Here is a 21,732-nt window from a genome sequence, read left to right on the forward strand (position 1 = left end):
TTTATTATCCAGAGTTTAGGTTACTTGGATTTGAAATATAAAAACCGCGCTAAGGCACTTTTAAAAAAGCTTTAGCGCGGTTTTTTTATATTCAAAAATATTAAATTTAACGCTGAGAATATAAAAAACTTAGTGATAGTAATGTGTTAAGTAATTTGCTAAAACTGCAGGTAAAGATGGGGAGAGCGTGACGCGAGAATACGTAATTGGCTAAACTCATTTCTTGCTATTATAACTAGTCATTTCTAGCCGCTTTTAGCAAGGTGCTATGTTCTTAAGGAAATATATGAAAATCGTTAGTGCTTTATTGATTGTGCTGATATTAATGCCAATCTTTCTATACATATATCAGTTTGGCTTTGGTTTTTGGGCTGATCATGCCAAATGGGCTGAAATGGGCTGAAATGGGAAGTTTCTTTGGTGGTATTTTAGGCCCTGCAATAACTGTTATTTCGGTTGGATTTTTGTATGTTCAACTTAAAGCACATCAAAAGCAGCAGCAGTACACATTGGATGCACTCAAACTTCAAAAAATTGAGTCTGATATTGTATTCTTTATAGCGACAGTGAAAACAGAATTAGCCCGTGAAATACCAACTATGAATAATAAAGTTTTAAATGAAATCCTTGGTCATCATGCTGCTGAGTTTTGTTCAGTACACACGAACTATCAAGGAGAAAAAAATCCTGATTTTATTATCGATGGCTATCGTAGGCGTTCATTCGATTTCTTAATATGCTACGAAGGCTTATTTAGCTCTTGGATTGCCCTTAATGCCCATTTACATAAATTAAATGATTTGGATATTACATTGAAAATGGACAGTTATAAATCACAAAAAGCAAGAATATTTACAAGCTTAGATAGTTATATTTGCTCTCATTTAGACACTATATCAATGCTCCTTGATACTAAGTACGTACCACATTTTAGACCGTCATTTAAAGTTGCACGAGACAAAGCCCAAGCACAATTTAACTAACGAGCTCAACTAAAAGCTAAACAATGACAATGTTTCTACTTCTGTTTAGTGGATACCTCCTTATCACATTGATGAGGCTAAAATATCTAAGTATATCAAACGTTAGCGCTGCCAATATCACTCAACTCTATATTAATAAAAAGCGCAATTTACTTCTTTTACCTAAACGAGTTTACTTAGCAAAGCGTTTTTTATCGAGCCTTACAATGCCAATGATCATCGTGTTTAGTGCAGGCTTGTTTTGTGGGCTTGGCTTTTACGATCACAATGTTGGGAGAGTTGTGCTCAGTTACTAAAGCAGGCGTAACTACTTTAACGACTTTTTTATGTGGTTTATGCGCACTGGGACCATGTTGATATACTGTGCAGCCGCTCATAATAAGCGCGGTCGTCATTACTAAAACTACTTTTAAAGATAAGTTCATGTTTATTAGTCATATGTAGCTTAACACAAAGCCTAGGATAAACTTTTTTTTGTATAGTGCTGTAAGCAAACGTAAGGATATTGTAAAGGTGACTTATATGGCTTTTGACGTCTATTTAACTAATTAATAAGTACATTGGTACTGCGTTAAATACGCCAATACCAATGCTTACAATATTGAGTTTAGAGCTCAGAGCTTAGTCCACTGAGTTCAAACTTATAAATCGCTGCGCCAACCCATACCAGACTCTTCCATTAAACGCTCGTACACGCCTTCTATGTTAAGTGGTAACCATGCATCAAACTGTTTAAAGTCACTAAATTGGTCTAATTTTACATTTTGTTTAATTTCGTCAAGCGTATTACCGGCTAAAACGCCTGCGGTTACTTGGCTATACAAAAGCTCTAAATAGCTTAAGTAACGCGCTACATCTGCTTTACTGCCAATATCGGCATGTCCGCCTACAAAAGTATTAAAGTCATATTTGAGTACCGCTTGAGTTGAGTTAATCATGCCTTGAATATCGTAACTCCACAGTTTTTGCCACGGCATTCTGCCAATAACAATCCAATCAACCACAAACAAGGTTTTTTGCTTTTCGAATAATATACTAACCGAACCACGACCATCGTTTGGACCATGGTAGTTAAGCTTTACTGTTGAATCACCAAGGGTAAGTAGTAGCTCGTTATCAAAAGTAAGGCTGGGCATTACCGTTTTCATTTGTGTGTTTTTAATATCTTGCGCGGCGAGTTTATGCGCCACAAAAGTGGTGTGCGGGCTTTTAAATACCTCTGCGCCGTAAATATGGTCGCTGTGATTATGGCTATATACAACATATTTTACCGGTACGTTATAGCGAGTTTTAATTTGCTCGTTTAACCAGGTGGCGGCTTTTTTGTTAAGCGGGTCGGTAACAATTGCACCCTCAGGAGTGATTAAAAATACTGAGCGGTGTCTGTCGTCTATAAAGCGGTGTAAGCCGTCCCCTAAGTCTTCTATTTCATAGGCTTGTGTGGCAAAGCCTATAAATAATAGGGCTGTAGTTAATAGTTTTTGTAGCAAGCGGGGCATACACCATTCCTTTTTAAATTGATTAAATTAATAACGCTATTAAAAGAAGAAAGCATTAAGCCATAAAAAATTTCAGCTATTGGTTAAATTAAAGCTTAAGCTTAAGTAAAAGGATCAAATATAAGGATGAAATAAAAAGCCATTATAATAATGGCTTTAGATAGCTTGGTTGGGTTTATCTTTGCGTTAGTTGTTGGTTTATTTCTTCAAAGATACTGGCATCATCTATGGTTGAAGGTATTTGTAGCTCTTCGCCATCGACTAGTTGGCGCAAATTTTTACGCAGTATTTTACCCGAGCGAGTTTTAGGTAACCTATCTACGCTAACTATATTTTTAAGGCACGCAATAGCGCCAATCTGATTACGAACACTTAAAACAAGCGCTTGTTCTACGTCGGTACTTGAGCCCATAAAATCATTTTTAAGCACGATCATTCCCATAGGAAGTTGCCCCTTTAGAGGATCGTTCACACCAAAAACAGCGCATTCAGCAACAGCAGGGTGCGCGGCTACTATCTCTTCCATTTCGCCGGTAGAAAGCCTATGTCCTGCTACATTTATAACGTCGTCGGTTCTGCCCATAATAAATAGGTAGCCGTCTTCATCAATATAACCACCATCGCCAGATAAATAATAACCTTCGTATTCATTTAGGTAGCTTGCTTTAAAGCGCGGAGTATCTTGCCAAATTGTTGGTAGGCAACCCGGTGGAAGTGGCAGTTTAATTACCACGGCGCCTTGCTCGTTAGCTGCGCATTCATTGCCATCCATATCTAATATTCGCACGTCAAAACCTGGAGTAGGCACGGTAGAGCTGCCAGGTTTTGTTGGTAAGTACTCAAGCCCTACAGGGTTACAAGCAATAGCCCAGCCGGTTTCTGTTTGCCACCAATGATCGAGCACTGGCAGTTTGGTTTTTTCTTTAAGCCACTCATAAGTGGGAGGGTCTAACCGCTCGCCAGCTAAAAATAAACGTTTTAAGCTTGAGGTATCGTATTGATTAAAACCATCGGCATTGGGGTCTTCTTTTTTGATTGCTCTAAAGGCGGTGGGGGCACTAAATAATGCATTTACTTTATATTCTTCAACCACGCGCCAAAATGCGCTGGCGTCGGGGGTTTTAACCGGTTTACCTTCATATAATACGGTCGCACAGCGATACATTAGCGGCGCGTAAACTATATAAGAGTGCCCAACTACCCAGCCAATGTCAGACGCTGCCCAAAATACGTCGCCGGGCTTCATACCATAAACGGTTGCCATGCTGTATTGCATTGCCACTGCGTGACCGCCATTTTCGCGTACTACGCCTTTGGGTGTGCCTGTCGTGCCTGAGGTATATAAAATATAAAGCGGATCGTCACCATTTACAGGCACCGGATCTGCGCTTGCAGCCGTTTGCATTGCCTGAGTCCAATCTATGTCTCGTTTAGGCTTAAGAGTGGCGGTTACTTGTGGACGCTGATAAATAACGCAGTGTTCTACTTTGTGAGTAGCTAAGTCTATTGCGTTATCAATAAGTGGTTTGTATTCAATAACGCTGTTTACTTCAACACCGCATGAGGCGCTAAGTATAAGTTTGGGCTTGGCATCATCAATGCGTACAGCTAATTCGTGTGCAGCAAACCCACCAAATACCACCGAATGAATAGCACCAAGACGAGCGCACGCCAACATACCAATAACAGCTTGTGGGATCATTGGCATATAAATAACAACGCGGTCGCCTTTTGTAACACCTAACGATTGTATTACGCCTGCAAATCTAGCAACTTCTTGTTGTAGTTGTGAGTAGCTATAAGTTTGCTTTGTATTAGTGACTGGGGAGTCGTAAATCAGTGCAGTTTGCTCGCCAAATCCGGCAATAACGTGTTGGTCTAGTGCTAAAAAACTGGTGTTTAATTGCCCGTCACTAAACCAATGGTAAAGCCCGTCGTCGTCTTGTGTGTATGCTTTTGTGGGGGGGGTATACCACGGAATATTTTTACTTTGTTCGAGCCAAAATTGGGCTGGGTTTTGTTTAAAACCATTATATTGCTGTTTATATTTGCCTGACATGTAAGGCTCCTAAAACTAAATTTGTGTGTGAGAGACCTTACAAAATGTAGGCTTTTTTTAGCAAGCAAGCTATTCGACCTTGGTCGGCTAAAAGTTAATCAATACACTGGTTTTTAAAATACAAAATTGACAACACAAAGCGTGTGGTTCAGCATGGCGGGCAGTAAATATAAGAGAAAATACGATATGAGTAACGTAGTAAGAGTAGGGGTTGCGGTTATCATAAAGCATCAAAACACAATTTTACTAGGTGAGCGCATTGGCGCGCATGGTGCTAATACATGGGCAACACCTGGTGGACATTTAGAGTTTGGTGAAAGTGTTGAACAATGTGCAATACGAGAAGTGTTTGAAGAAACAGGTTTAAAGGTAAGTAAAGTTACTAAGCTTGATTTTACCAATGATATTTTTACAGCAGAGAACAAACACTATATTACGTTGTATGTAAAAGCTGATTTTGAAGGCGGAGAGCCTGAGCTTAAAGAGCCTAATAAATGTTTAAAGTGGCGCTGGTGCGATATTAATAATCTACCAACGCCACTGTTTACATCACTAAAAAATTACTTATCAGAGGCTGTACTAGCCTAGTTATTTTGTTGGCGGTGTCGCTGGGCTTAACTCTAGTTTACTAAAGCTTACTTGAGCGTAATCGCCATTTTGTTTATCTGTAGTCCAATCGCCAGTGCCTAAACAACCTGGGTACCAAATACCTTTAGCGCTCTTAGTGCTACATTGGTTATAAGCGCCGGCTTTAAAGTAATGCCAATCTGCAGCGTAACCATGTGGATGGTCTTTTTCGTCCACTTTGCCATAAGCATCTACGTTATTACCTAAGTTAATAGAGTAGTTAACGTCTTCTTTGCCTTGTGCGCTAAATGTAAGGTGCATAACATTTTTATACACATTGACTGTGTAGCTAAATTCTTCACCTAGTGCAATACCGGCACTGCCAGGCTCGTTAGGGTTTTCCCATGTATTACCCCAAACTGGGTAAGTAATGTCTTTACGGTCAGGATTGGTTTTAGGTAAATTACGTTCGTAGTTCCAAAAAACTGAGCCTGTTTTATGCCCTGGCCATTTTTTGTAATATATTTTAAGTGGCTCATTGCCCCAGCCATAACCAAGCTTGGTATCAATAAGTGCCTGATCTTTACCTGCGTGAATTTGCCCTACAACAACCGAGTAAGCCGCTTTTTTATCAGGATCAGTAGCACGTAGCGCAACGTGATCTACTTTTAACGTTGCTTCCATTTTTCCACCAACAGAGCCAAATCGGTCAGATAGCGGGTGAACAGCTAAAGCAAAGTTGTTTTTAGAGTGTTTAGTTTTAATTTTAGTATTTGATCCACGGATCATTTGTCTAAGTTCACTACGGGTATTAGTAGAGTTAGCACTTGTAAGCGCTTTATTAGGCGAGGTAAATACCATGTAGCCTTTATCATCAAGATAGAAAAAATCAGGGTGTGCGTAAGTCTGAATTTCTTCTACATCTATTTCATCAATTTTACCGTCGTTGTTTAAATCAACTGGTACATTTATTTTCCAGTGTGATAAATCAAACTTTGTTGCAGGTACCGGCGCATCGCTTTGCTGATTAGTGCTTTGGGTACTTGAACAAGCCGTAAAAAGTAGAGGTGTGATAACGGCTAAAGCCGTAAGTTTAAATGTGGATGTATTTTTTATCATTATTGTCTCTGTGTGATGAAGTAAAAATTGCGCGGTACAGGCGTCGCTTAACTTCAATCTAACATACCAATTTAAAAATTAAAACTTACCAATTTGTAGTTTTTTATAATTAATTGTTATTTTAATGACGGTATTTTGGTTAACCAATAGGGTTGGTTAACGTTATTATGTTATTTAAAATTGTTAAACAGAGGTGTTTTTCATCATATTTGGTAGCGCTTGATGTTTGCTAATATACTTATTTAAATAGGTTTAATTTATAGAAGGAGGAAGAGGGAGTTGCCACTTTTTTAAAATGGCTTGGTATTCGCCACTTACTTTTATAGTTTTTAATGCCTGCGAGATTAAGTTTGCTGTTTTATCGTCAAGCTGATTATTAGCAGCAAAATAGAGTATTGAAGGAAAATCAGCTAAATGAAGTCGTTTAGTTATTAAGTCTGGGTCGAGCCCTGACATTTTTAGTTCATTATCTAAGGTGAGTGTATTCATAAGGACAAAGTCAGTTCTACCCTTATAAAGCATTTGCCATGCCTGCTGATAATAACTAGCTAGTATTAAATTTTTATCTTCTTCAAACCCCATTCTTATTAAATATTTGGCACTCAAATATCCACGAATAGTGCCTACTTTATAAAATTTTGCATGATTTAAATGAGTTACTTCGTCTTTGTGGCTTTTTAAACTAACTAGGTAGGCATCAGTAAAATATACCGCTCCTAACCATTTAAACTGACTTTGCCTAGCGGGAGTTTTTAATAAAGAGAGCATAATTGTGTTTGGATTAGCTGCTAGTTGATGAAAGGCTCGTGCCATTGGCATTATTTCAAATTTAGCTTGTAGTTTTGCTTCTTTTAAAACAGCCTTAGCAATATCAACGGAAGCTCCGTCAGCTTCACCGCTTTTGTTTTTAAAATGGTAAGGATGTAAATCTTCGGCAATAAAAGTAAGAGAGCTTACTGCCCCTACATTACTGCAAAAAATAAAAACGAAAATGAAAACTACAACACGCAGATACATAAGAGAATCTTTCTAACTACAATACTTTGAGTTTAAAGGGTCTTGTCTGAAATATATACTCAAATGTATAAAATAAGTAAATGAATAGGTATGTAGAGAGTCTATTGCATAATTAAAGAAGTGAAAATTGAACGTGTATTGAGTAAAGTTTTATATACCCACAAGTGCTGTAAAAATAATTAAGCGCTTGTGGGTATATGCAATGATTAAAAGTAGTATTGAATTGCAAATTTAGCCGATGTACTACTTGTATACCAATGTTGGTTTTTAAGCTCAGTACGTATAGATAAATTACGTGATAAGGAGTAATTCCACTTTATTGCAAAGTCACTGTGTTTATCTGCTTGGCCATCTATTAACCATGTTATGTTTGCTGTAAGAGCGAGTTTATGACTGTTATTTATTTGCCATATTGCACCAGCTTCACTACCAATGCCTGTTGTTAGGTTGTCTGTTATGTCACCATTATTAAATTCAACTTGGCCAAGTAAATAGCCGTGTAACGTGTTTGGGTTACCGATTGATTTTCCGTATCCACCTTTAGCAAACCAACGACCTTGTTGAATATTATTATTAGGCTGACGATCAAAGCCCATTTTAAAGTTCCAAGACCAGCTATCAAACACGCGGTTATCGGGTGCAAGTGACATAGCATCTAATAAATAAAAATGCTCAAGTCGCGTGTTACCCTTGTCGCTTATGGCACCTTCAATATCAAAAAAGCTAATTTGAGCACCAGGAATAAATCCAGCTGAGCTATCTAATAAATCATGGTATGCAAGGCGATACGCAAAGCTTGTTAAGTCACTTTGATGGGCATACTCAGTTCTTCCAAGCGTTACTTTAGAAGAGCCATGACCTTGCTCTGGAGAAGCAATAGGACGACTTGGCTTAGTAAATGGCGAAGCTACTTTATATTTGCTGCGCATTAGTAGTAGCTTAGTTAGTCGCGGTGCAATTTCTTCACGCTTTAATGCTTTATCGTAAAATTCAAAATTTAACCATTCATACGCCATTTCTAATATTGCGACTAATTGCGACTGTGAGTAATTACGAGTATTGAGGGAGCCACCTTGCATTAACTTTCTTGCATCATCAAGTTGCTCGTTAGTCATTTGAGTAGAGTAATGGTAAAGCTTAGTACCAAAAGCAGGGCGGTAATTAGGAGTTTGTAGTAAGTTGTTATTTCTTAGTACTGCAACGGTATCAGAGGGAATAGCTTGCATATTAAATGACGATGTTAAATCAAGATCCTCTTGTGCGAGTTGTAATAATGCAAGTAATTGATAAGAGCAGTTTTCATCAATAAAAAAGTAATCAAATGTAGCTGATTGTAGCTCCCATAAGTGCAATAAAATAAGCTCTACTTGTAGCTCAGATAAATTAAGTTTGTATTCCCAAATATCACGAGATTCTAAATCATTATATTCGCGTACTTTTTTATAGTACGGCATAAGCGAAAATTTACCAGGATAGCTGCCAATCAGGCCTTTTAGTGCGTACATAGCTGCATTGTCTGAGCCGTTTGGTTCTGCTGCAAAATTAACTGCGAATGCGAGCAACTCTTTATGGCGGGTCTGATCTTTTGCATCAATACGAAGTAAGGTATGACCAAACATTGATGATGGGCTATTCATAAATGCAGTAGGAAAAACTAACGTAACCCCTTTTGGGTTTATTATTTTTTGCCACGCCTGAAGCTCTGGGCAATTAAGCGCGGGCCAGTTATTTTTAATTTTTGTTTTTAGCCATTTATAGCGTGCTGGAAACCGACAGCGAGATTGTGTTGTTTTTGGGTCAGTATTTTTACCACTAAATGCGGCTATAGTGGCTTCAAGTTCGTCCAGTGGACTTGTTTTACCTATAGGAGATAAAAAAAACTCAGCACTATCTACTTCACTTTTCCAACCACCTAATGTGGCCCCACGGTAATGACCTAATTTGAGCCAGTAAGGGTCGGTTGCTAAGGTGTCATTTTTAAAACTTTGAGCGTTTACGTAAGTACTAAACAGCGCAATTGATAAAACAAAGAATATTTTTTTCATAATCACTAAACAATAAAAGCCGCTAGAGAAATACTCCAGCGGCTTTATTTATACGTATAAAACCGGCTAATTTAGCTGATTAAGAAAGAGTATAAGAAGCAAGTTGTGCGTTACTTGCAAGAACAGTGTTTAGGTTTTCTAAAACTGTTTGCGAAGTTACGTTTTCAGAAGTAAATACTGAAGAAAACTGTGCTTGAGCAAGCGCGTTGAATGCTGCTTTATCTTGATCTGCAACACCCCAAGCTTCAGCTAGAGTAGCTAAAGTTTCGCCTTCACCTTTTGACATATCACGAGCAAGTTGCTCCATGTTACCGTCGATGAATAAAGCAATTTTTTCTGAAGACGTTACTGTACCAGTACCATCACAACCTAAAGTACCAAAAGTGATACCAAAAGTTTGGTTACCAGAAGTACCGTTTGTTGTAGCGCCTAAAATTTTAACGCCTTTACCTTGCTGACCTGCAAATAACATAGAACCAAGACCACAACCAATATCTTGGTCAGCCATTGCATTTGAGAAAGGTAGTAAAGATAGTGCAGCTACTGCGATTAGTTTTTTCATTTTCATAAATCCATATATGATTGTCTTTATTTAGGGTAAATAAAGTTCGCGAAAGATTCTAACAGACTTGCAGAGAAAAAGAACAGCTTAAAACATGAATATTTTACACTCTAATTTCTCTACTATATTAAAGCGAATGCAGGGAGAAACTAGACCAGTTCAATAATTTTTTATTGAACTGGTGGTGGTTTTTTACTTCTTGGGGCACCTAACAAAATACAGGTATGGCAAATACATACAGATAAAAATGCACTAATACCTAGTGCACCACCGTAGCCGTCAAGTTTTGGTACAAGAAATTCAAATAATATTGAAAATAAAACAGATGAGCTTGCTACCGTATAAATACCAAAACGATGCGGGGCGCTCATGCCAATAAATGTACCGCCAAAAAATATAATCGCGTATAAATCGGGGTTTAAATTCAATGCGCTAAAAATTAAGTAAGCAATAATAGAAAGTGAAGAGGATGCTCTTATACCATCAAAGCGACTATGTTTAGCTAGGTAAAACGTTAAAAAAGCACCAAGCAGTACAAGTAATGGGTATTCAATACTCATAGTACTATTCCTTTAGCTAATACAAAAAGTGCCACGCTTGCAAAAGCGACACTACCAAGTTTGCCACCAAAGCCTGTAAACATATTCATAGTAAGCACATACAAACTTGAGCCAATAAGCGAAATAATAGCAATTTCCCAGTAACTGGTAATTAAATGGGTTGAACACATACCGGCAAAACTACCAGCATAAATTGCAGCATAAGGATGGTTTTTATAACGCGCAGGAAAAGGAATAAAAGAGCCAATAAGCCCCGTTAGCGCGGCAGAAATTACTAAAGGCAGTGCAAAAGTAGTGTGCATAGCAAAGCAAGCTACAAAGCCTAAAAAGAAAGTAATGAATTTTAAAAGTAAGAATTTAATCATAGCGGCGCATTTTAAACTAATCCTTTTGCGCTTTCTAATACTCTCTAACAAATAAATGTTATAAGTAATTACACATTTAAAAAGCGTGTTTTTTAAACGACTCTTAGGTATTAAATATGCTTAATAGCGTTGCTGTTAATGTTCTATAAATCACAAATTATGTATAATGGCGATAATTTAATGTATTAAAGTGTTAACCAAGGGTTATTTATGTCTAACTGTTTGCATCTGGCTATTCCGGCTGGCGATTTAAAAGTGGCTAAAGCGTTTTATTGTGACGTACTAGGCTGTAAAACGGGTAATAGTGAAGAAGGTCGCTGGGTAGATATAGATTTTTGGGGCAATGAACTTACCTTGCACCAAAGTGTTGAGCGCTTACCAACAGTTCGCCATGATGTTGATATGGGAGCCGTAGCAGTACCTCACTTTGGTATTCACTTATCTGAAGATGAGTTTAACGGGTTAAAAAAGCGTATTGAAGATGCGGGTATTGAATACCTAGATAAACCATACCGCCGTTTTATTGGTGATGAGTTTGAGCAAGAAACGTTTTTTATTGAAGATCCAAATGGCAATGTGCTTGAAATGAAAACCATGGTAAACCCAGAGGTTTTATTTAAAAAAGTATAGTTTTTCACTCGTGCTATTTAAAGCCACTTTTATAGTGGCTCTTTTGTGGGCTAGCTATGTAGCTGAGTTAATACTTCGCTAGGTGTTTTATTAAAGTGGCGTTTAAATTCGCGGCTAAATTGCGATGGGCTGGTATAGCCAACCTTTAATGCAGCTTCGTTGGCTTTACTTCCGCTAGTAGCTATAAGTTCTTTAGCCTTAGCTAAGCGTACTTTTTTTAAATACTGTAGAGGGGATTCAAACGTTACTTGCCTAAAAGCACGATGAAACGACGATACGCTCATGTTTACATCTTCAGCTAACCCTTCAACCGTAATTTGATTGGCATAACTACTGTGCATAGTTGAGAGCGTGCGGGCGATACGTGCATAATGCCCATCATGCATAGCAAGCCCTATTAAAGTATGTCCTTGTGGACCACAAAGTACGCGATATACCAATTCTTTTACTATATCCTCGCCAAAAATGTCAGCCTCAATGGGGTTATTTAAAACAGTTAATAACCTATGAGTAACGAGCTCCATTGCTGTATCTAAAGTTGCCGACTGTACTGCGCCAATTTGTGCAGAAGACGATGATGCTGAAAGAGGCTTATGCTGCATTATTTGATTAACGAGTTTGTGTAGCATTGCAGGGTTTATATCTATGGCAATGCCCATAACGGGTAAGTCGTTATCAGTAAATGCTTCACACTCTAATGGCACCGGTACGCCAAGGACTAAGTAGTCGCCTGCGCCGTATTTTATTTGATGTTCAGGAAAGTGAATTATTTTATGACCTTGCCCAACAATAATAATACCTGAGTTATATATAAGCGGCTGGCGCGGCGAGCTTTTAGTTGCTCGATGAAAATACACGCCTGGAATGATAGTTTCCATGGTGCCTTCAAAGCTGAGTAATTGATTATGCTCGGCGTATTGTTGCAACATATTGGCTATGGTGGGCATAAAAGGCATCTTTAATTGAGTGTATTTTACGTAAAATAACAATGTTGATAGTTTTAGGCAAGCTTTTGCGAGTTATTGGGCTTTTTTTATGTTTGTTTTGCTACTAATATGCACTCATTGGAATTTAGCTTAGCTAGTGTCTAAGCATTCTATTTAGTATTTAACCGTCACCTAGGAGCAAAATAATGAAATTTAGCTACGTAAATCCAACTCTTATCCAATTCGGTCAGCAACAAATTGCGGCACTATCTGATTTGATCGCAAAAGATCAAAAAGTACTTGTAGTGTACGGCGGCGGTTCAATTAAAAAGAACGGCGTGTACGACCAAGTTGCAGCAGCACTTGAAGGCTTTGACTGGGTTGAGTTTTCGGGCGTTGGCGCTAACCCAACAATTGAAGTGCTAGACCAAGCAGTAAAAATTTGTAAAGAACAAGATATTGACTTCGTATTAGGCGTAGGCGGCGGTTCAGTGATCGACGGCGTTAAATACATTGCCGCATCAGCCGTTTATGATGGCGAAGGTTGGGATATTCCTACTGGTAAGCATACTATTACTAGTGCATTACCAATCGGTGCAATATTAACATTGCCTGCAACGGGTTCTGAATCTAACCAAAACTCAGTTGTGAGCAAAGAAGCAACGAAGCAAAAACTACCGTTTGCATCACCAGAAGTACTTCCTAAATTTGCGATTATGGACCCTGATGTAATGAAAACATTACCGCAGCGCCAACTTGTGAATGGCTTAGTAGATGCATGGGTTCACACCTGTGAGCAGTACCTAACATTCCCTGAAACAGCATTAGTTCAAGAAGGTTACGCTGAAGCACTTTTAAGAACGCTTAAAACTTTAGGTGATAACTTTGAAAACCAAGATGACGCATGGCGTGCAAACCTTATGTGGGCTGCTAACCAAGCACTTAATGGTTTAATTGGTTCTGGTGTATCGCAAGATTGGGCAACACATATGATTGGCCACGAGCTTACAGCGGCTTACGGTGTTGATCATGCACGTTCACTTGCTATTGTTCAGCCTTCTTTATTACGTAACCAATTTGCAGTTAAAAAAGCAAAGCTTGAGCAAATGGGTAAAAACGTATTTGGACTTGAGCAATCTGAAGACTTAGCAGAGAAAACAATTGCAGCAATTGAAGCGTTTTACCACAGCCTTGACGTAGCGACCCAGCTTACTGAACATGGCGATGATAAAGCCGCTGCTATTGACAATATTATTGGTAAACTTGAAGCTCACGGCATGGTTGCTCTTGGCGAAAACCAAGCTATTACGCTAAAAGAAAGCCGCGAAATTTTAGAGCAAGCGGTTGCTTAATTTTCAAAGCTAAGCGCTTACTTAAATATACTAGGGCGTGTTGATCTTTGGTGGGTGAATTTGCAGCAGTATGTTTGGTTTTTAGGCAAGGCGGAGCCTATGTAGTGTGGTTATTCCCCATGAATAGGCGATAACGCAGCATAAATACCAAACATGCGCTGCCCTTTGGGTTCTTTCTAGGGACGATTAACTCTTTGTTGCTCGGTTTTTACTTAGCCCACTAGGTTACAAACCTCGCGCCGCGATTTAATCGCCCCTAGATTGAACAAATTTCAATCCACAAAGATCAACACGCCCTAAGTAATACGTTAATAAAAAACCGTCAACCTTTGGGTTGGCGGTTTTTTTATGGATTATTATAAATACTGCGTTGCTAATTAACCAATAAATTTCGTATTAATGTTTTTTAATGATGATAGTAAACTGTGCTCAACGGTTAGGAAAAACCTAACGATTAAATAAATTTAAACAGGACTAAAACTCATGAAATTACTAAACACATTACTTAGCTCAAAAGCAGGCGTAGCAGCATTAATTTTACGAGTACCAGTTGGCCTTATTTTAGCGGCGCATGGTGCACAAAAGCTATTTGCTTGGTTTGGCGGTTACGGGCTTGAAGGTACAGGCCAATGGTTGGCGAGTATTGGTTTAGAGCCTGGCTATTGGTTAGCAATGATGGCAGGTAGCGCTGAGTTTTTTGGTGGCATTGCATTAGCAATTGGTTTGTTAACTCGCCCAGCCGCTGTAGTTGCCGGCTTTACTATGCTGATTGCTATTTTTAGCGTACATATTAGTAATGGCTTATTTATGGCAAACAATGGCTATGAATACGCATTAACTTTACTAGTAGTAACTGTAGTTTTAGCAATTCAAGGAGCGGGAAGCTTTTCTCTTGATAACGTATTAGCTAAAAAGCTCGCTAATAAATAGAGTGTGTTAATTAAAAAAATAGCGGCCAATTTGGCCGCTATTTTTGTTTAAATTATTCAGCAGATAATGTTAAAGAATAACTGTACTGCTTTTGCTCAAGTAAATATTCTTTATGGGTACTTGGGCTCCATGAATCATCGCCACCAACCCCCATATGTTGATGATCAATGTGTACATGTACGCAATCATCAGCAATGAGTTCGTTAGTGTGTTTCGCTTGCGTTAACATACTTTGCGAATACTCACTGGCGGCAAATAAAAACGCACCGGTTACGGTTAAATTATTAATACTCAGTAATTGGCAATCACTACGCACGCCGTTATCGGTTGGGAAAATATACGGGGTATGTAGCTCATTTAAACTCAAGCTGTAATAACCTAAACGTGCTGCGGCTTTGCGATCTGGGTAGTTTTCAAAAGGCCCTAAACCACGCCAGTTTACTTTTGTATCGCTTTGCTTGTTAAGCGTTGTACTTAGCCCTATACGCGGCATTGGCGGAAGTGTATCGTTTAAGTGCACATCAACATTTAAGCTAATATTGCCGGTATTATTTAGTGTATATAGCCATTGTGTTTTTGCTTGTAGCACGCCATTAAACTCGTAATTAAATACACAAGTAATACGTATATCAACGCTTGATTGAACTGCGTGAATTGAGCTACATGTGCGCTGCCATTGCCCTATACCTGCACGTAACCAACGTGCCTCCCATGCATTAGGGTCTAGGTTATCTACTTCGCTTACGCCTATGTCGTTATCAAGCGGGGCGCGATAAAAGTTATCAACCAGTGGGCTACTAATAACCTGAGTATCGTTTTGTAACCACTGCTCTATAAGCCCTGATTGCTTGCTAAAAACAAGTTTAAACTTATCGTTTTCAATACTTAGTTGAGAGTCGGTTTCGTTAACACTTGTAGCGCTTTGCTCTGTAGTTGGTGCAAATGATTCACTGTTTAAATTATTACTATTTATAAGCTTAAACTGCTCGGTGTTTAATACATGCTCGGCACTTGCAAAGCTACAATCGTTAATTAGTGCTACATCTAAATTAAGGTGGTATTGCGCACCTTGCTCAAACGTTGTTTTAGTTTTAATTGTTAACGTGTGTGTACTTTGCGGAGCAATATTAAGTACATGCTCGCCTTGTTCAACACAGATGCCATTTTGCATTAACTGCCAAACGAGCTTTTCGTTATCTGTGTGTCTAAATACGTAATCGCTAAATATATCAATGGTGTATTGATTTTTAGTTTGCTCGCGCAGCGTAAATTGTAAATGCTGCTGGCTGTATTTTGCTTCAAACAGGCTAGGGTGCGGCGTGCGGTCAGGGAATAATAAGCCGTTAATACAAAATTGGCGGTCATTTAGTTCATCACCAAAATCGCCGCCGTAAGCCCAATAATGCTCACCGTTTTCATCAGTTTTAGATAAACCTTGGTCTACCCAATCCCAAATAAAGCCACCTTGTAGGCGTGGGTATTCTCTAAATGCTTGCCAGTAATCGTCAAAACTACCTAGGCTGTTACCCATTGCATGGGCGTACTCACATAAAATAAGCGGGCGAGTTTCACCCGGTAGGCTTAGCCATTTTTTTATTGAATATTTTGGTACGGCGTCATCGGCAACATGTGTATCTACACGGGCATACATAGGGCAAATAATGTCGGTTGCTGTGGTATTTGCGCCGCCACCTTCGTATTGCACTGGGCGAGAAGGGTCAAAGCTTTTTGACCATCCGTACATAGCATCGTGGTTGGCGCCGTGTCCGCATTCGTTACCCAGTGACCAAATAATAATAGAGGCGTGGTTTTTATCGCGCTCAACCATTTGAGTATAGCGCGACATAAATGCACCAGCCCACTGCGGATCGTTGGCAAGCCTACCCATTGGGAACATGCCATGGGTTTCTATGTTTGCTTCGTCCACTACGTATAAACCTAGCTCGTCGCACAGCTCGTAAAAACGCGGGTGGTTAGGATAGTGAGCAGTACGTACAGCATTAAAGTTATTTTGCTTCATCAGCTTAATATCTTCAATCATGTCGGCGGTGCTTACTGTGTGGCCGTTTTCTGGGTGGTGTTCGTGGCGGTTAACACCGCGAATAAGTAGCGGTTTGCCGTTTAAGCAAAGCTGTCCGTTAAGCATTTCCACTTTTCTAAAACCAATGTTATAGGCTTCAACATCTACTGTGTTGCCTTGCTCATCTAGCAGGCTTACAACGCAGCGGTATAAGTATGGGGTTTCGGCGGTCCACTTTTTAGGGCTTTGTATATCAATTGTTTGAAATACAACATCGCTCCAGCCGCCTTTTTCATCAACGCGTTTATTGTTAGTGCTTTGTATGTGTGGCTCGCAGAGTGCTTGCTCATTATCAAAAACCTGTACTGCTACTTGGTAGTTATTTGGCGCATTTATCGCCGTTTTTATATGTAGCGTTGCATCGCGATAGCAAGCGTCTAAATCGGGGGTTATAAACACATCACGTATTTGGTTTTGTGGTTTTGTAAGTAAGTTAACATCGCGAAAAATACCGCTTAGCCACCACATGTCCTGATCTTCTAAATAACTGCCATCGCTCCAGCGAATAACCATAACCGCAATACGGTTGGTGCCTACTACTAACAGTTCGCTTAAATCAAATTCGCTTGGTAAGCGGCTATCTTGCGAATAACCCACCCATTGACCGTTACACCAAAGGTGAAATGCCGAGTTTACGCCTTCAAAAATAATATGGTTACGCTGCGCTAATTGATCCGCCGTAATAGAAAACTCAGTGCGGTAGCAACCTGTTGGGTTATCGCTTGGTACAAATGGCGGGTTAACTGCAAATGGGTATTTAACATTACAGTAAATTGGTTTATCAAAGCCGTGTAACTGCCAGTTAGAAGGCACTGGAATACTTTGCCAATCTTTGCTTAGTGTTTCACTTAGTAATGACTCATCAACCGCTTCGGGTTTATCGAATAATTTAAAATCCCATTGGCCGTTTAAACTTTGTTTTTGTGATTGTGTGTTAGTACGGGCATGGTCAACGCTTTTAAATCCATTGAGTGGGCTGTGCGCTTTTACTTGATTAACTTGTACTGAAATTGGGTTTTCCCAATCACGGCGATTAATTATGTGTTGTAGTGAGTTCATTAGTGTCCTATTGCATGTATGGCAATTATAGTGGCTTAAATATAGCTAAAATAATGCGTTGGGGTTATGCTTAAAGCTCTCTTTTATTTGTCCAAAACTATCATTTTAAATTATGCGCAACACTATTGTAGATGTACTCGATATTGGCCCAGAGTGTACAGAGCGGTTTATTGATTTAACGACGCTTTCGCAAATGCCAAACCTTGAAATAGAGCTGGCAGGTTGCTCTAATTTATTGGGTGACTATTGTGTTGCACGTACTAACCCGCTCGAACACACTCTTTTTTATACTTTGACTGGTCAGGGCACACTTAAAACAGTTAATAACCAATACTCATTAACTGAAAATAGCTTAGCTATATTGCCTGCAAGGCAAAGTTTTGAGGTTAAAATAGCAAGCGAAAAGTGGGATGTTATTTGGCTAAACCTTGCAAACACTAAACGCTGGCAACACTTGAATTTAGCACAGGCTAAGGTATTAACTAATCAGCAATTAGCGCCATTACATTTAGCTATGGAGCTTTTATATAGCGAAAGTAACGCTACTTTGCGCGAAGGTGTTATGCCTATTTTAAGCCACTATTTAAACACTACGCTTCAAAGCGAGCCGCAAATAGGTGGGCAAAACAGATTAACCAGCTTGTTTTTAGAGGTAGAAGAGCGCTTACAGTTTGATTGGACAATAGAAGTTATGTGCGAGCACGTGCATTACTCAGCACCGCATTTACATAGGTTATGCCAAGCGCAATTTGGTAAAAGCCCTATGCAGCAGCTTATTTATTTACGCATTAAACGAGCTAAAAGCTTACTACTAAATACCCGCTGGCCTGTTGCCCATATTGCTGCTTACGTGGGGTATCCTAATATATTTAATTTTTCTAAACGGTTTAAAAAATCAGCGGGTATATCACCAAGTGAATTTAGAAAATAACGTAAGCGGCTCTCTACATTTGAATAAATTTAAGGTATTGTGCGATTTCTTAAATTGCATTTTAGAGTTTTTAGGTAGGTAATGCGCTCAAACTACTTTTTAGTCGTGATACTTTTAGTGCTTGTGCACAGCTTTATTAGCTGTGATGCGGCGGCGTATCATCTGCAAGAAGAAGTTGATCATGCTACGCATGTTCATTCTCAAGCAAATGTAAACGATGAAGATGCGCAATCACCTACTGAAATACATGCCCATCAGCATTGCCACTGTGGTTACTACAGTACGCTAAATCACTCTATAAGCCCTGAGCAAAGCCAAGCTACACTGCCTGCGTGCTATAGCGGTTTAAACTATCCACCAGATGTTCCGCCACCAAATTTTTATAGCTAGTTTTTAATTTTAAACACTTTGTAAATAACTGCCTGCGCCTGTGCGCTATAAGGCTAGTTATGTACATATTTAGGTTGCTTAATTGCGCTTGTTTTTAAAATAGGCGTAGTGATTAAGTCAACTCTGTTTGTTAAAAAACGGACATGCTATATGAATAAAAAACCACTTATGCTGGTGGCGCTACTGTGCGCATTACCTGCAATGAGCGTTTTGGCAAAAAATGAGCCTCAAAACGTATTAACGCTAAAGCAAGCGCTTAAAAATACCGAGCAGCAAAATGCTGAACTTAAACGCTACCCGTATCATCAAAAAATATTAACGGCGCTTAAAACCCAAGCTGCGCTTTCACCTAATCCTGAGCTGAGTTTTGAAGCTGAAAACTTTTTAGGAACTCACGGCTCTCATGCGTTTTCGGGGGCGCAGTACACGCTGGCTTTAAGTCAATTAATAGAGCTGGGCGATAAACGGCAAAACCGTATTAATTACGCCACTGCCAATATAAAAGCGCAAACAATTGAGTATAAAAATACTCGGTTAGCACTTTTAGCAACCACCGCTGAGCGCTATTACCAAATACTTAAATTTCAGGCGTTAATTGCTTTAAATAGTGAGCGTAAAAACACCGTTAAGCAGGCACTTAACGCAATTGAAAAACGCGCTAAAGCGGGTGCAGCCTCAAGTGCTGATGTAACCCGCATGCGTTATGCATTAAGCCAAGTAGATTTAAATACGCTGATGCTAAATAGCGAATTTGAGCGTGCGCGCTTAGCTCTAACCGAGCTTTGGCAAGAGCCGCAAGTGAGTGATTACTATGCTGGCGATTTATCACAAATAGCTGCTGTTAAAAGTGAAGCAGTGCTACTTGATGCGGTAAATACAGCACCTGAATTTGCACTGCTGCAGCAGCAATATATGCAGCAAACGGCTAATTTGTCGCTGCAACGCTCAAGCGGGCAAAGCGATTTAACCCTGGGTGGTGGCGTGCGATATAACCAGCAAACTGATGCCAGCTCGTTGGTGTTTTCTTTTTCAATGCCACTGCAATTAAGCAATTCTAATAGCGGTAATATTGAGGCTGCAAAGCATCAACTTACGCTACTTAATGAGCAACAAGGGCAATTACGTGTTCAGCTACGCCAGCAAATACGCACTTTGTATGCGTATTACCAAGGTAAAACTGCGCAGGCACAGCTATTAACACAGCAAGTTATTCCACAAGCACAAACGCTTATAAAACAAAGTTTAAAAAGCTATCAACAAGGGCAAATATCGGTGTTGCAATTACTCGACGCACAGCAAGCTTTATTTGATTCTAAACGCGCACTTATCAACATCCATAGCGAGCTATATCAAGTGCTGCTTACCCTTGAGCGTTTAACTGGCCAACCTTTAATTGAGACTCATCAATCATGAATAACACTCTTATCGCATTATTTATAACGCAATTATTTACATTCCCATTTTTAAGTAGCACGGCTATGGCATCTGATAGCCATCATGAAAAAGGTCACGAAGAAGGCCACAAAGACGAACACACACAAAAAGGCCCACACGGCGGATTTTTACTAACCAATAACGCCCTTGATTTAGAGCTTAAGTTAACCCAGTTTGCAGGTAATACCGAGCTGCGAATATATGGCTTTAATAACGATAAAGCTGTGGATATAAATCAGTTAGACGTAACCATAAACGTGCAGCGTTTAAGTGAAGAGCCACAGCTTATTCGCTTCAAAGCCGAAGATGACTATTTAGTAAGTACCGTGAGCGTAAACGAGCCGCATTCTTTTAAGCTTGATGTAATGGCACGCTATAAAGGCGTTGAAATAAATTATCATTATGAGCAAGAAGAAGGGCGTACAACGCTAAGCTCCCAAGCAATTGAACGCGCAGGAATTAAAACCGACATTGCAAAAGCAGGTAGCGTTGAACTAACAGATACTTTATTTGGTGTTATAGCACCCACCGCGCACGGCACCGTTGAAGTAATGGCGCCTTATACCGGCTTAGTTAACGATATCTTTGTAAGCATTGGCCAAAACGTTAAAAAAGGCGATAAACTTGCCAGTATTACCAACCGCGAAACCCTACAAAATTACACCATAAAAAGCCCAATTACAGGCGTTATTACCGAGCAATATTTAAAGCGCGGTGAGCTTGCCAACAGCGCATTAATGCAAATAGTAAACCTTGAAACCGTATGGGTCGAGCTCTCGGCTTTTCCTGAAAATATTGAAAAGCTCGCCATAGGACAAAGCGCAAAAGTGTACGATTTACATCATCATTTAAATGCGCAAGGTGAGGTGTTTTACATAGCCCCGATGATGAGCGGCGGGCATATTGCGCGTGCGCGAATCGAGCTTAAAAACCCTAATGGTCATTGGCGTCCTGGTATGCATGTTAATAGCGACATTAGTACTGCAAAAGTAGATGCTGCAGTGCGAGTAAAGGCTACAGCTGTGCAGGAATTTAACGGCAAACCTAGTGTGTTTATTAAAAGCGGCAATGTATTTGAAGTACGCCCTGTAAAGCTTGGTGCTAAAAACAGCGAGTGGGTAGAGGTACTTGAGGGGCTTTCGCCAAATAGTGAGTACGTAACGCAAAACAGTTATGTAATTAAAGCCGATATTTTAAAAAGCGGCGCAAGCCACTCACACTAGG

The 21,732-nt window shown here is 39.5% G+C and carries 20 protein-coding genes; 9 read left to right on the top strand and 11 right to left on the bottom strand.

What is annotated here, in order from left to right; all coding sequences use genetic code 11:
* Window positions 1–377: 377 nt before the first annotated feature.
* Complete coding sequence (locus tag H5157_RS18525) at window positions 378–983, top strand: hypothetical protein (RefSeq protein ID WP_182725252.1); 606 nt, start codon at window positions 378–380, stop codon at window positions 981–983.
* A 191-nt stretch (window positions 984–1,174) separates the two neighbouring features.
* Here the strand turns inward: H5157_RS18525 and H5157_RS18530 are convergent, their stop codons facing one another.
* The 3 genes from H5157_RS18530 to H5157_RS18540 all read right to left on the bottom strand — a co-directional run bounded on the left by H5157_RS18530 (window position 1,175) and on the right by H5157_RS18540 (window position 4,541).
* Window positions 1,175–1,408 carry a hypothetical protein gene (locus tag H5157_RS18530; protein WP_182696147.1) on the bottom strand — a complete coding sequence of 78 codons (234 nt, stop codon included), beginning with the start codon at window positions 1,406–1,408 and terminating at the stop codon, window positions 1,175–1,177.
* 216 nt (window positions 1,409–1,624) lie between these two features.
* Window positions 1,625–2,482 carry an MBL fold metallo-hydrolase gene (locus H5157_RS18535; RefSeq protein ID WP_182725253.1) on the bottom strand — a complete coding sequence of 286 codons (858 nt, stop codon included), beginning with the start codon at window positions 2,480–2,482 and terminating at the stop codon, window positions 1,625–1,627.
* A 175-nt stretch (window positions 2,483–2,657) separates the two neighbouring features.
* Window positions 2,658–4,541: a propionyl-CoA synthetase gene (locus tag H5157_RS18540; RefSeq protein ID WP_182725254.1), complete on the bottom strand. Its 1,884-nt coding sequence runs from the start codon at window positions 4,539–4,541 to the stop codon at window positions 2,658–2,660.
* 186 nt (window positions 4,542–4,727) lie between these two features.
* On the opposite strand from H5157_RS18540, the gene H5157_RS18545 reads away from it, so the two are divergent.
* Window positions 4,728–5,129: an NUDIX hydrolase gene (locus H5157_RS18545; RefSeq protein WP_024596686.1), complete on the top strand. Its 402-nt coding sequence runs from the start codon at window positions 4,728–4,730 to the stop codon at window positions 5,127–5,129.
* Here H5157_RS18545 and H5157_RS18550 read toward each other — a convergent pair whose 3' ends face one another.
* The 6 genes from H5157_RS18550 to H5157_RS18575 form a co-directional block, all read right to left on the bottom strand.
* On the bottom strand, window positions 5,130–6,227 hold the full coding sequence (locus H5157_RS18550) for a polysaccharide lyase family 7 protein (RefSeq protein ID WP_182696150.1): 1,098 nt from the start codon (window positions 6,225–6,227) through the stop codon (window positions 5,130–5,132).
* Window positions 6,228–6,479: 252 nt separating this feature from the next.
* A complete protein-coding gene (locus H5157_RS18555; RefSeq protein ID WP_182725255.1) occupies window positions 6,480–7,244 on the bottom strand; it encodes an ABC transporter substrate-binding protein in 765 nt (254 codons plus the stop codon).
* Window positions 7,245–7,450: 206 nt separating this feature from the next.
* Window positions 7,451–9,289 (bottom strand): DUF4105 domain-containing protein, encoded by a 1,839-nt coding sequence (locus H5157_RS18560; RefSeq protein ID WP_182725256.1) that lies wholly within the window; start codon window positions 9,287–9,289, stop codon window positions 7,451–7,453.
* A gap of 79 nt (window positions 9,290–9,368) precedes the next feature.
* On the bottom strand, window positions 9,369–9,851 hold the full coding sequence (locus H5157_RS18565; RefSeq protein ID WP_002962856.1) for a DUF3015 domain-containing protein: 483 nt from the start codon (window positions 9,849–9,851) through the stop codon (window positions 9,369–9,371).
* Between the two features lie 170 nt (window positions 9,852–10,021).
* Window positions 10,022–10,411, bottom strand: coding sequence for a hypothetical protein (locus H5157_RS18570; protein ID WP_002962855.1), 390 nt, complete (start codon window positions 10,409–10,411; stop codon window positions 10,022–10,024).
* Window positions 10,408–10,713, bottom strand: coding sequence for a hypothetical protein (locus tag H5157_RS18575; protein WP_002962854.1), 306 nt, complete (start codon window positions 10,711–10,713; stop codon window positions 10,408–10,410). The genes H5157_RS18570 and H5157_RS18575 overlap by 4 nt, the downstream gene beginning before the upstream one ends.
* Window positions 10,714–10,986: 273 nt before the next feature.
* Between H5157_RS18575 and H5157_RS18580 the strand changes: the two genes are divergently transcribed.
* Window positions 10,987–11,406: a VOC family protein gene (locus tag H5157_RS18580; protein ID WP_002962853.1), complete on the top strand. Its 420-nt coding sequence runs from the start codon at window positions 10,987–10,989 to the stop codon at window positions 11,404–11,406.
* A 50-nt stretch (window positions 11,407–11,456) separates the two neighbouring features.
* Here the strand turns inward: H5157_RS18580 and H5157_RS18585 are convergent, their stop codons facing one another.
* Complete coding sequence (locus H5157_RS18585) at window positions 11,457–12,353, bottom strand: AraC family transcriptional regulator (RefSeq protein WP_182725257.1); 897 nt, start codon at window positions 12,351–12,353, stop codon at window positions 11,457–11,459.
* Between the two features lie 185 nt (window positions 12,354–12,538).
* On the opposite strand from H5157_RS18585, the gene H5157_RS18590 reads away from it, so the two are divergent.
* Window positions 12,539–13,684 carry an iron-containing alcohol dehydrogenase gene (locus H5157_RS18590; protein ID WP_002962851.1) on the top strand — a complete coding sequence of 382 codons (1,146 nt, stop codon included), beginning with the start codon at window positions 12,539–12,541 and terminating at the stop codon, window positions 13,682–13,684.
* A gap of 483 nt (window positions 13,685–14,167) precedes the next feature.
* Complete coding sequence (locus tag H5157_RS18595; RefSeq protein ID WP_182715585.1) at window positions 14,168–14,614, top strand: DoxX family protein; 447 nt, start codon at window positions 14,168–14,170, stop codon at window positions 14,612–14,614.
* Between the two features lie 52 nt (window positions 14,615–14,666).
* Here H5157_RS18595 and H5157_RS18600 read toward each other — a convergent pair whose 3' ends face one another.
* Window positions 14,667–17,753, bottom strand: coding sequence for a beta-galactosidase (locus H5157_RS18600; RefSeq protein WP_182725258.1), 3,087 nt, complete (start codon window positions 17,751–17,753; stop codon window positions 14,667–14,669).
* A 112-nt stretch (window positions 17,754–17,865) separates the two neighbouring features.
* On the opposite strand from H5157_RS18600, the gene H5157_RS18605 reads away from it, so the two are divergent.
* The 4 genes from H5157_RS18605 (at window position 17,866) to H5157_RS18620 (ending at window position 21,731) form a co-directional block, all read left to right on the top strand.
* Window positions 17,866–18,684: an AraC family transcriptional regulator gene (locus H5157_RS18605; protein ID WP_182725259.1), complete on the top strand. Its 819-nt coding sequence runs from the start codon at window positions 17,866–17,868 to the stop codon at window positions 18,682–18,684.
* Window positions 18,685–18,765: 81 nt separating this feature from the next.
* Window positions 18,766–19,074, top strand: coding sequence for a hypothetical protein (locus tag H5157_RS18610; protein WP_182693098.1), 309 nt, complete (start codon window positions 18,766–18,768; stop codon window positions 19,072–19,074).
* A 150-nt stretch (window positions 19,075–19,224) separates the two neighbouring features.
* Window positions 19,225–20,487 carry a TolC family protein gene (locus H5157_RS18615; protein ID WP_182720520.1) on the top strand — a complete coding sequence of 421 codons (1,263 nt, stop codon included), beginning with the start codon at window positions 19,225–19,227 and terminating at the stop codon, window positions 20,485–20,487.
* Window positions 20,484–21,731: an efflux RND transporter periplasmic adaptor subunit gene (locus H5157_RS18620; protein WP_182725260.1), complete on the top strand. Its 1,248-nt coding sequence runs from the start codon at window positions 20,484–20,486 to the stop codon at window positions 21,729–21,731. Before H5157_RS18615 ends, H5157_RS18620 begins: the two co-directional genes overlap by 4 nt.
* Window position 21,732: the final 1 nt, after the last annotated feature.

Origin of the sequence: Pseudoalteromonas sp. SG43-3, assembly GCF_014164385.1 — a bacterium.
Taxonomy (GTDB): domain Bacteria; phylum Pseudomonadota; class Gammaproteobacteria; order Enterobacterales; family Alteromonadaceae; genus Pseudoalteromonas; species Pseudoalteromonas distincta.

Bases quoted from the DNA above. Each gene is read 5' to 3' on its own strand.
- H5157_RS18525 (WP_182725252.1), top strand. From the start codon at position 378: ATGCCAAATGGGCTGAAATGGGCTGAAATGGGAAGTTTCTTTGGTGGT.
- H5157_RS18530 (WP_182696147.1), bottom strand. From the start codon at position 1,408: ATGAACTTATCTTTAAAAGTAGTTTTAGTAATGACGACCGCGCTTATT.
- H5157_RS18535 (WP_182725253.1), bottom strand. From the start codon at position 2,482: ATGCCCCGCTTGCTACAAAAACTATTAACTACAGCCCTATTATTTATA.
- H5157_RS18540 (WP_182725254.1), bottom strand. From the start codon at position 4,541: ATGTCAGGCAAATATAAACAGCAATATAATGGTTTTAAACAAAACCCA.
- H5157_RS18545 (WP_024596686.1), top strand. From the start codon at position 4,728: ATGAGTAACGTAGTAAGAGTAGGGGTTGCGGTTATCATAAAGCATCAA.
- H5157_RS18550 (WP_182696150.1), bottom strand. From the start codon at position 6,227: ATGATAAAAAATACATCCACATTTAAACTTACGGCTTTAGCCGTTATC.
- H5157_RS18555 (WP_182725255.1), bottom strand. From the start codon at position 7,244: ATGTATCTGCGTGTTGTAGTTTTCATTTTCGTTTTTATTTTTTGCAGT.
- H5157_RS18560 (WP_182725256.1), bottom strand. From the start codon at position 9,289: ATGAAAAAAATATTCTTTGTTTTATCAATTGCGCTGTTTAGTACTTAC.
- H5157_RS18565 (WP_002962856.1), bottom strand. From the start codon at position 9,851: ATGAAAAAACTAATCGCAGTAGCTGCACTATCTTTACTACCTTTCTCA.
- H5157_RS18570 (WP_002962855.1), bottom strand. From the start codon at position 10,411: ATGAGTATTGAATACCCATTACTTGTACTGCTTGGTGCTTTTTTAACG.
- H5157_RS18575 (WP_002962854.1), bottom strand. From the start codon at position 10,713: ATGCACACTACTTTTGCACTGCCTTTAGTAATTTCTGCCGCGCTAACG.
- H5157_RS18580 (WP_002962853.1), top strand. From the start codon at position 10,987: ATGTCTAACTGTTTGCATCTGGCTATTCCGGCTGGCGATTTAAAAGTG.
- H5157_RS18585 (WP_182725257.1), bottom strand. From the start codon at position 12,353: ATGCCCACCATAGCCAATATGTTGCAACAATACGCCGAGCATAATCAA.
- H5157_RS18590 (WP_002962851.1), top strand. From the start codon at position 12,539: ATGAAATTTAGCTACGTAAATCCAACTCTTATCCAATTCGGTCAGCAA.
- H5157_RS18595 (WP_182715585.1), top strand. From the start codon at position 14,168: ATGAAATTACTAAACACATTACTTAGCTCAAAAGCAGGCGTAGCAGCA.
- H5157_RS18600 (WP_182725258.1), bottom strand. From the start codon at position 17,753: ATGAACTCACTACAACACATAATTAATCGCCGTGATTGGGAAAACCCA.
- H5157_RS18605 (WP_182725259.1), top strand. From the start codon at position 17,866: ATGCGCAACACTATTGTAGATGTACTCGATATTGGCCCAGAGTGTACA.
- H5157_RS18610 (WP_182693098.1), top strand. From the start codon at position 18,766: ATGCGCTCAAACTACTTTTTAGTCGTGATACTTTTAGTGCTTGTGCAC.
- H5157_RS18615 (WP_182720520.1), top strand. From the start codon at position 19,225: ATGAATAAAAAACCACTTATGCTGGTGGCGCTACTGTGCGCATTACCT.
- H5157_RS18620 (WP_182725260.1), top strand. From the start codon at position 20,484: ATGAATAACACTCTTATCGCATTATTTATAACGCAATTATTTACATTC.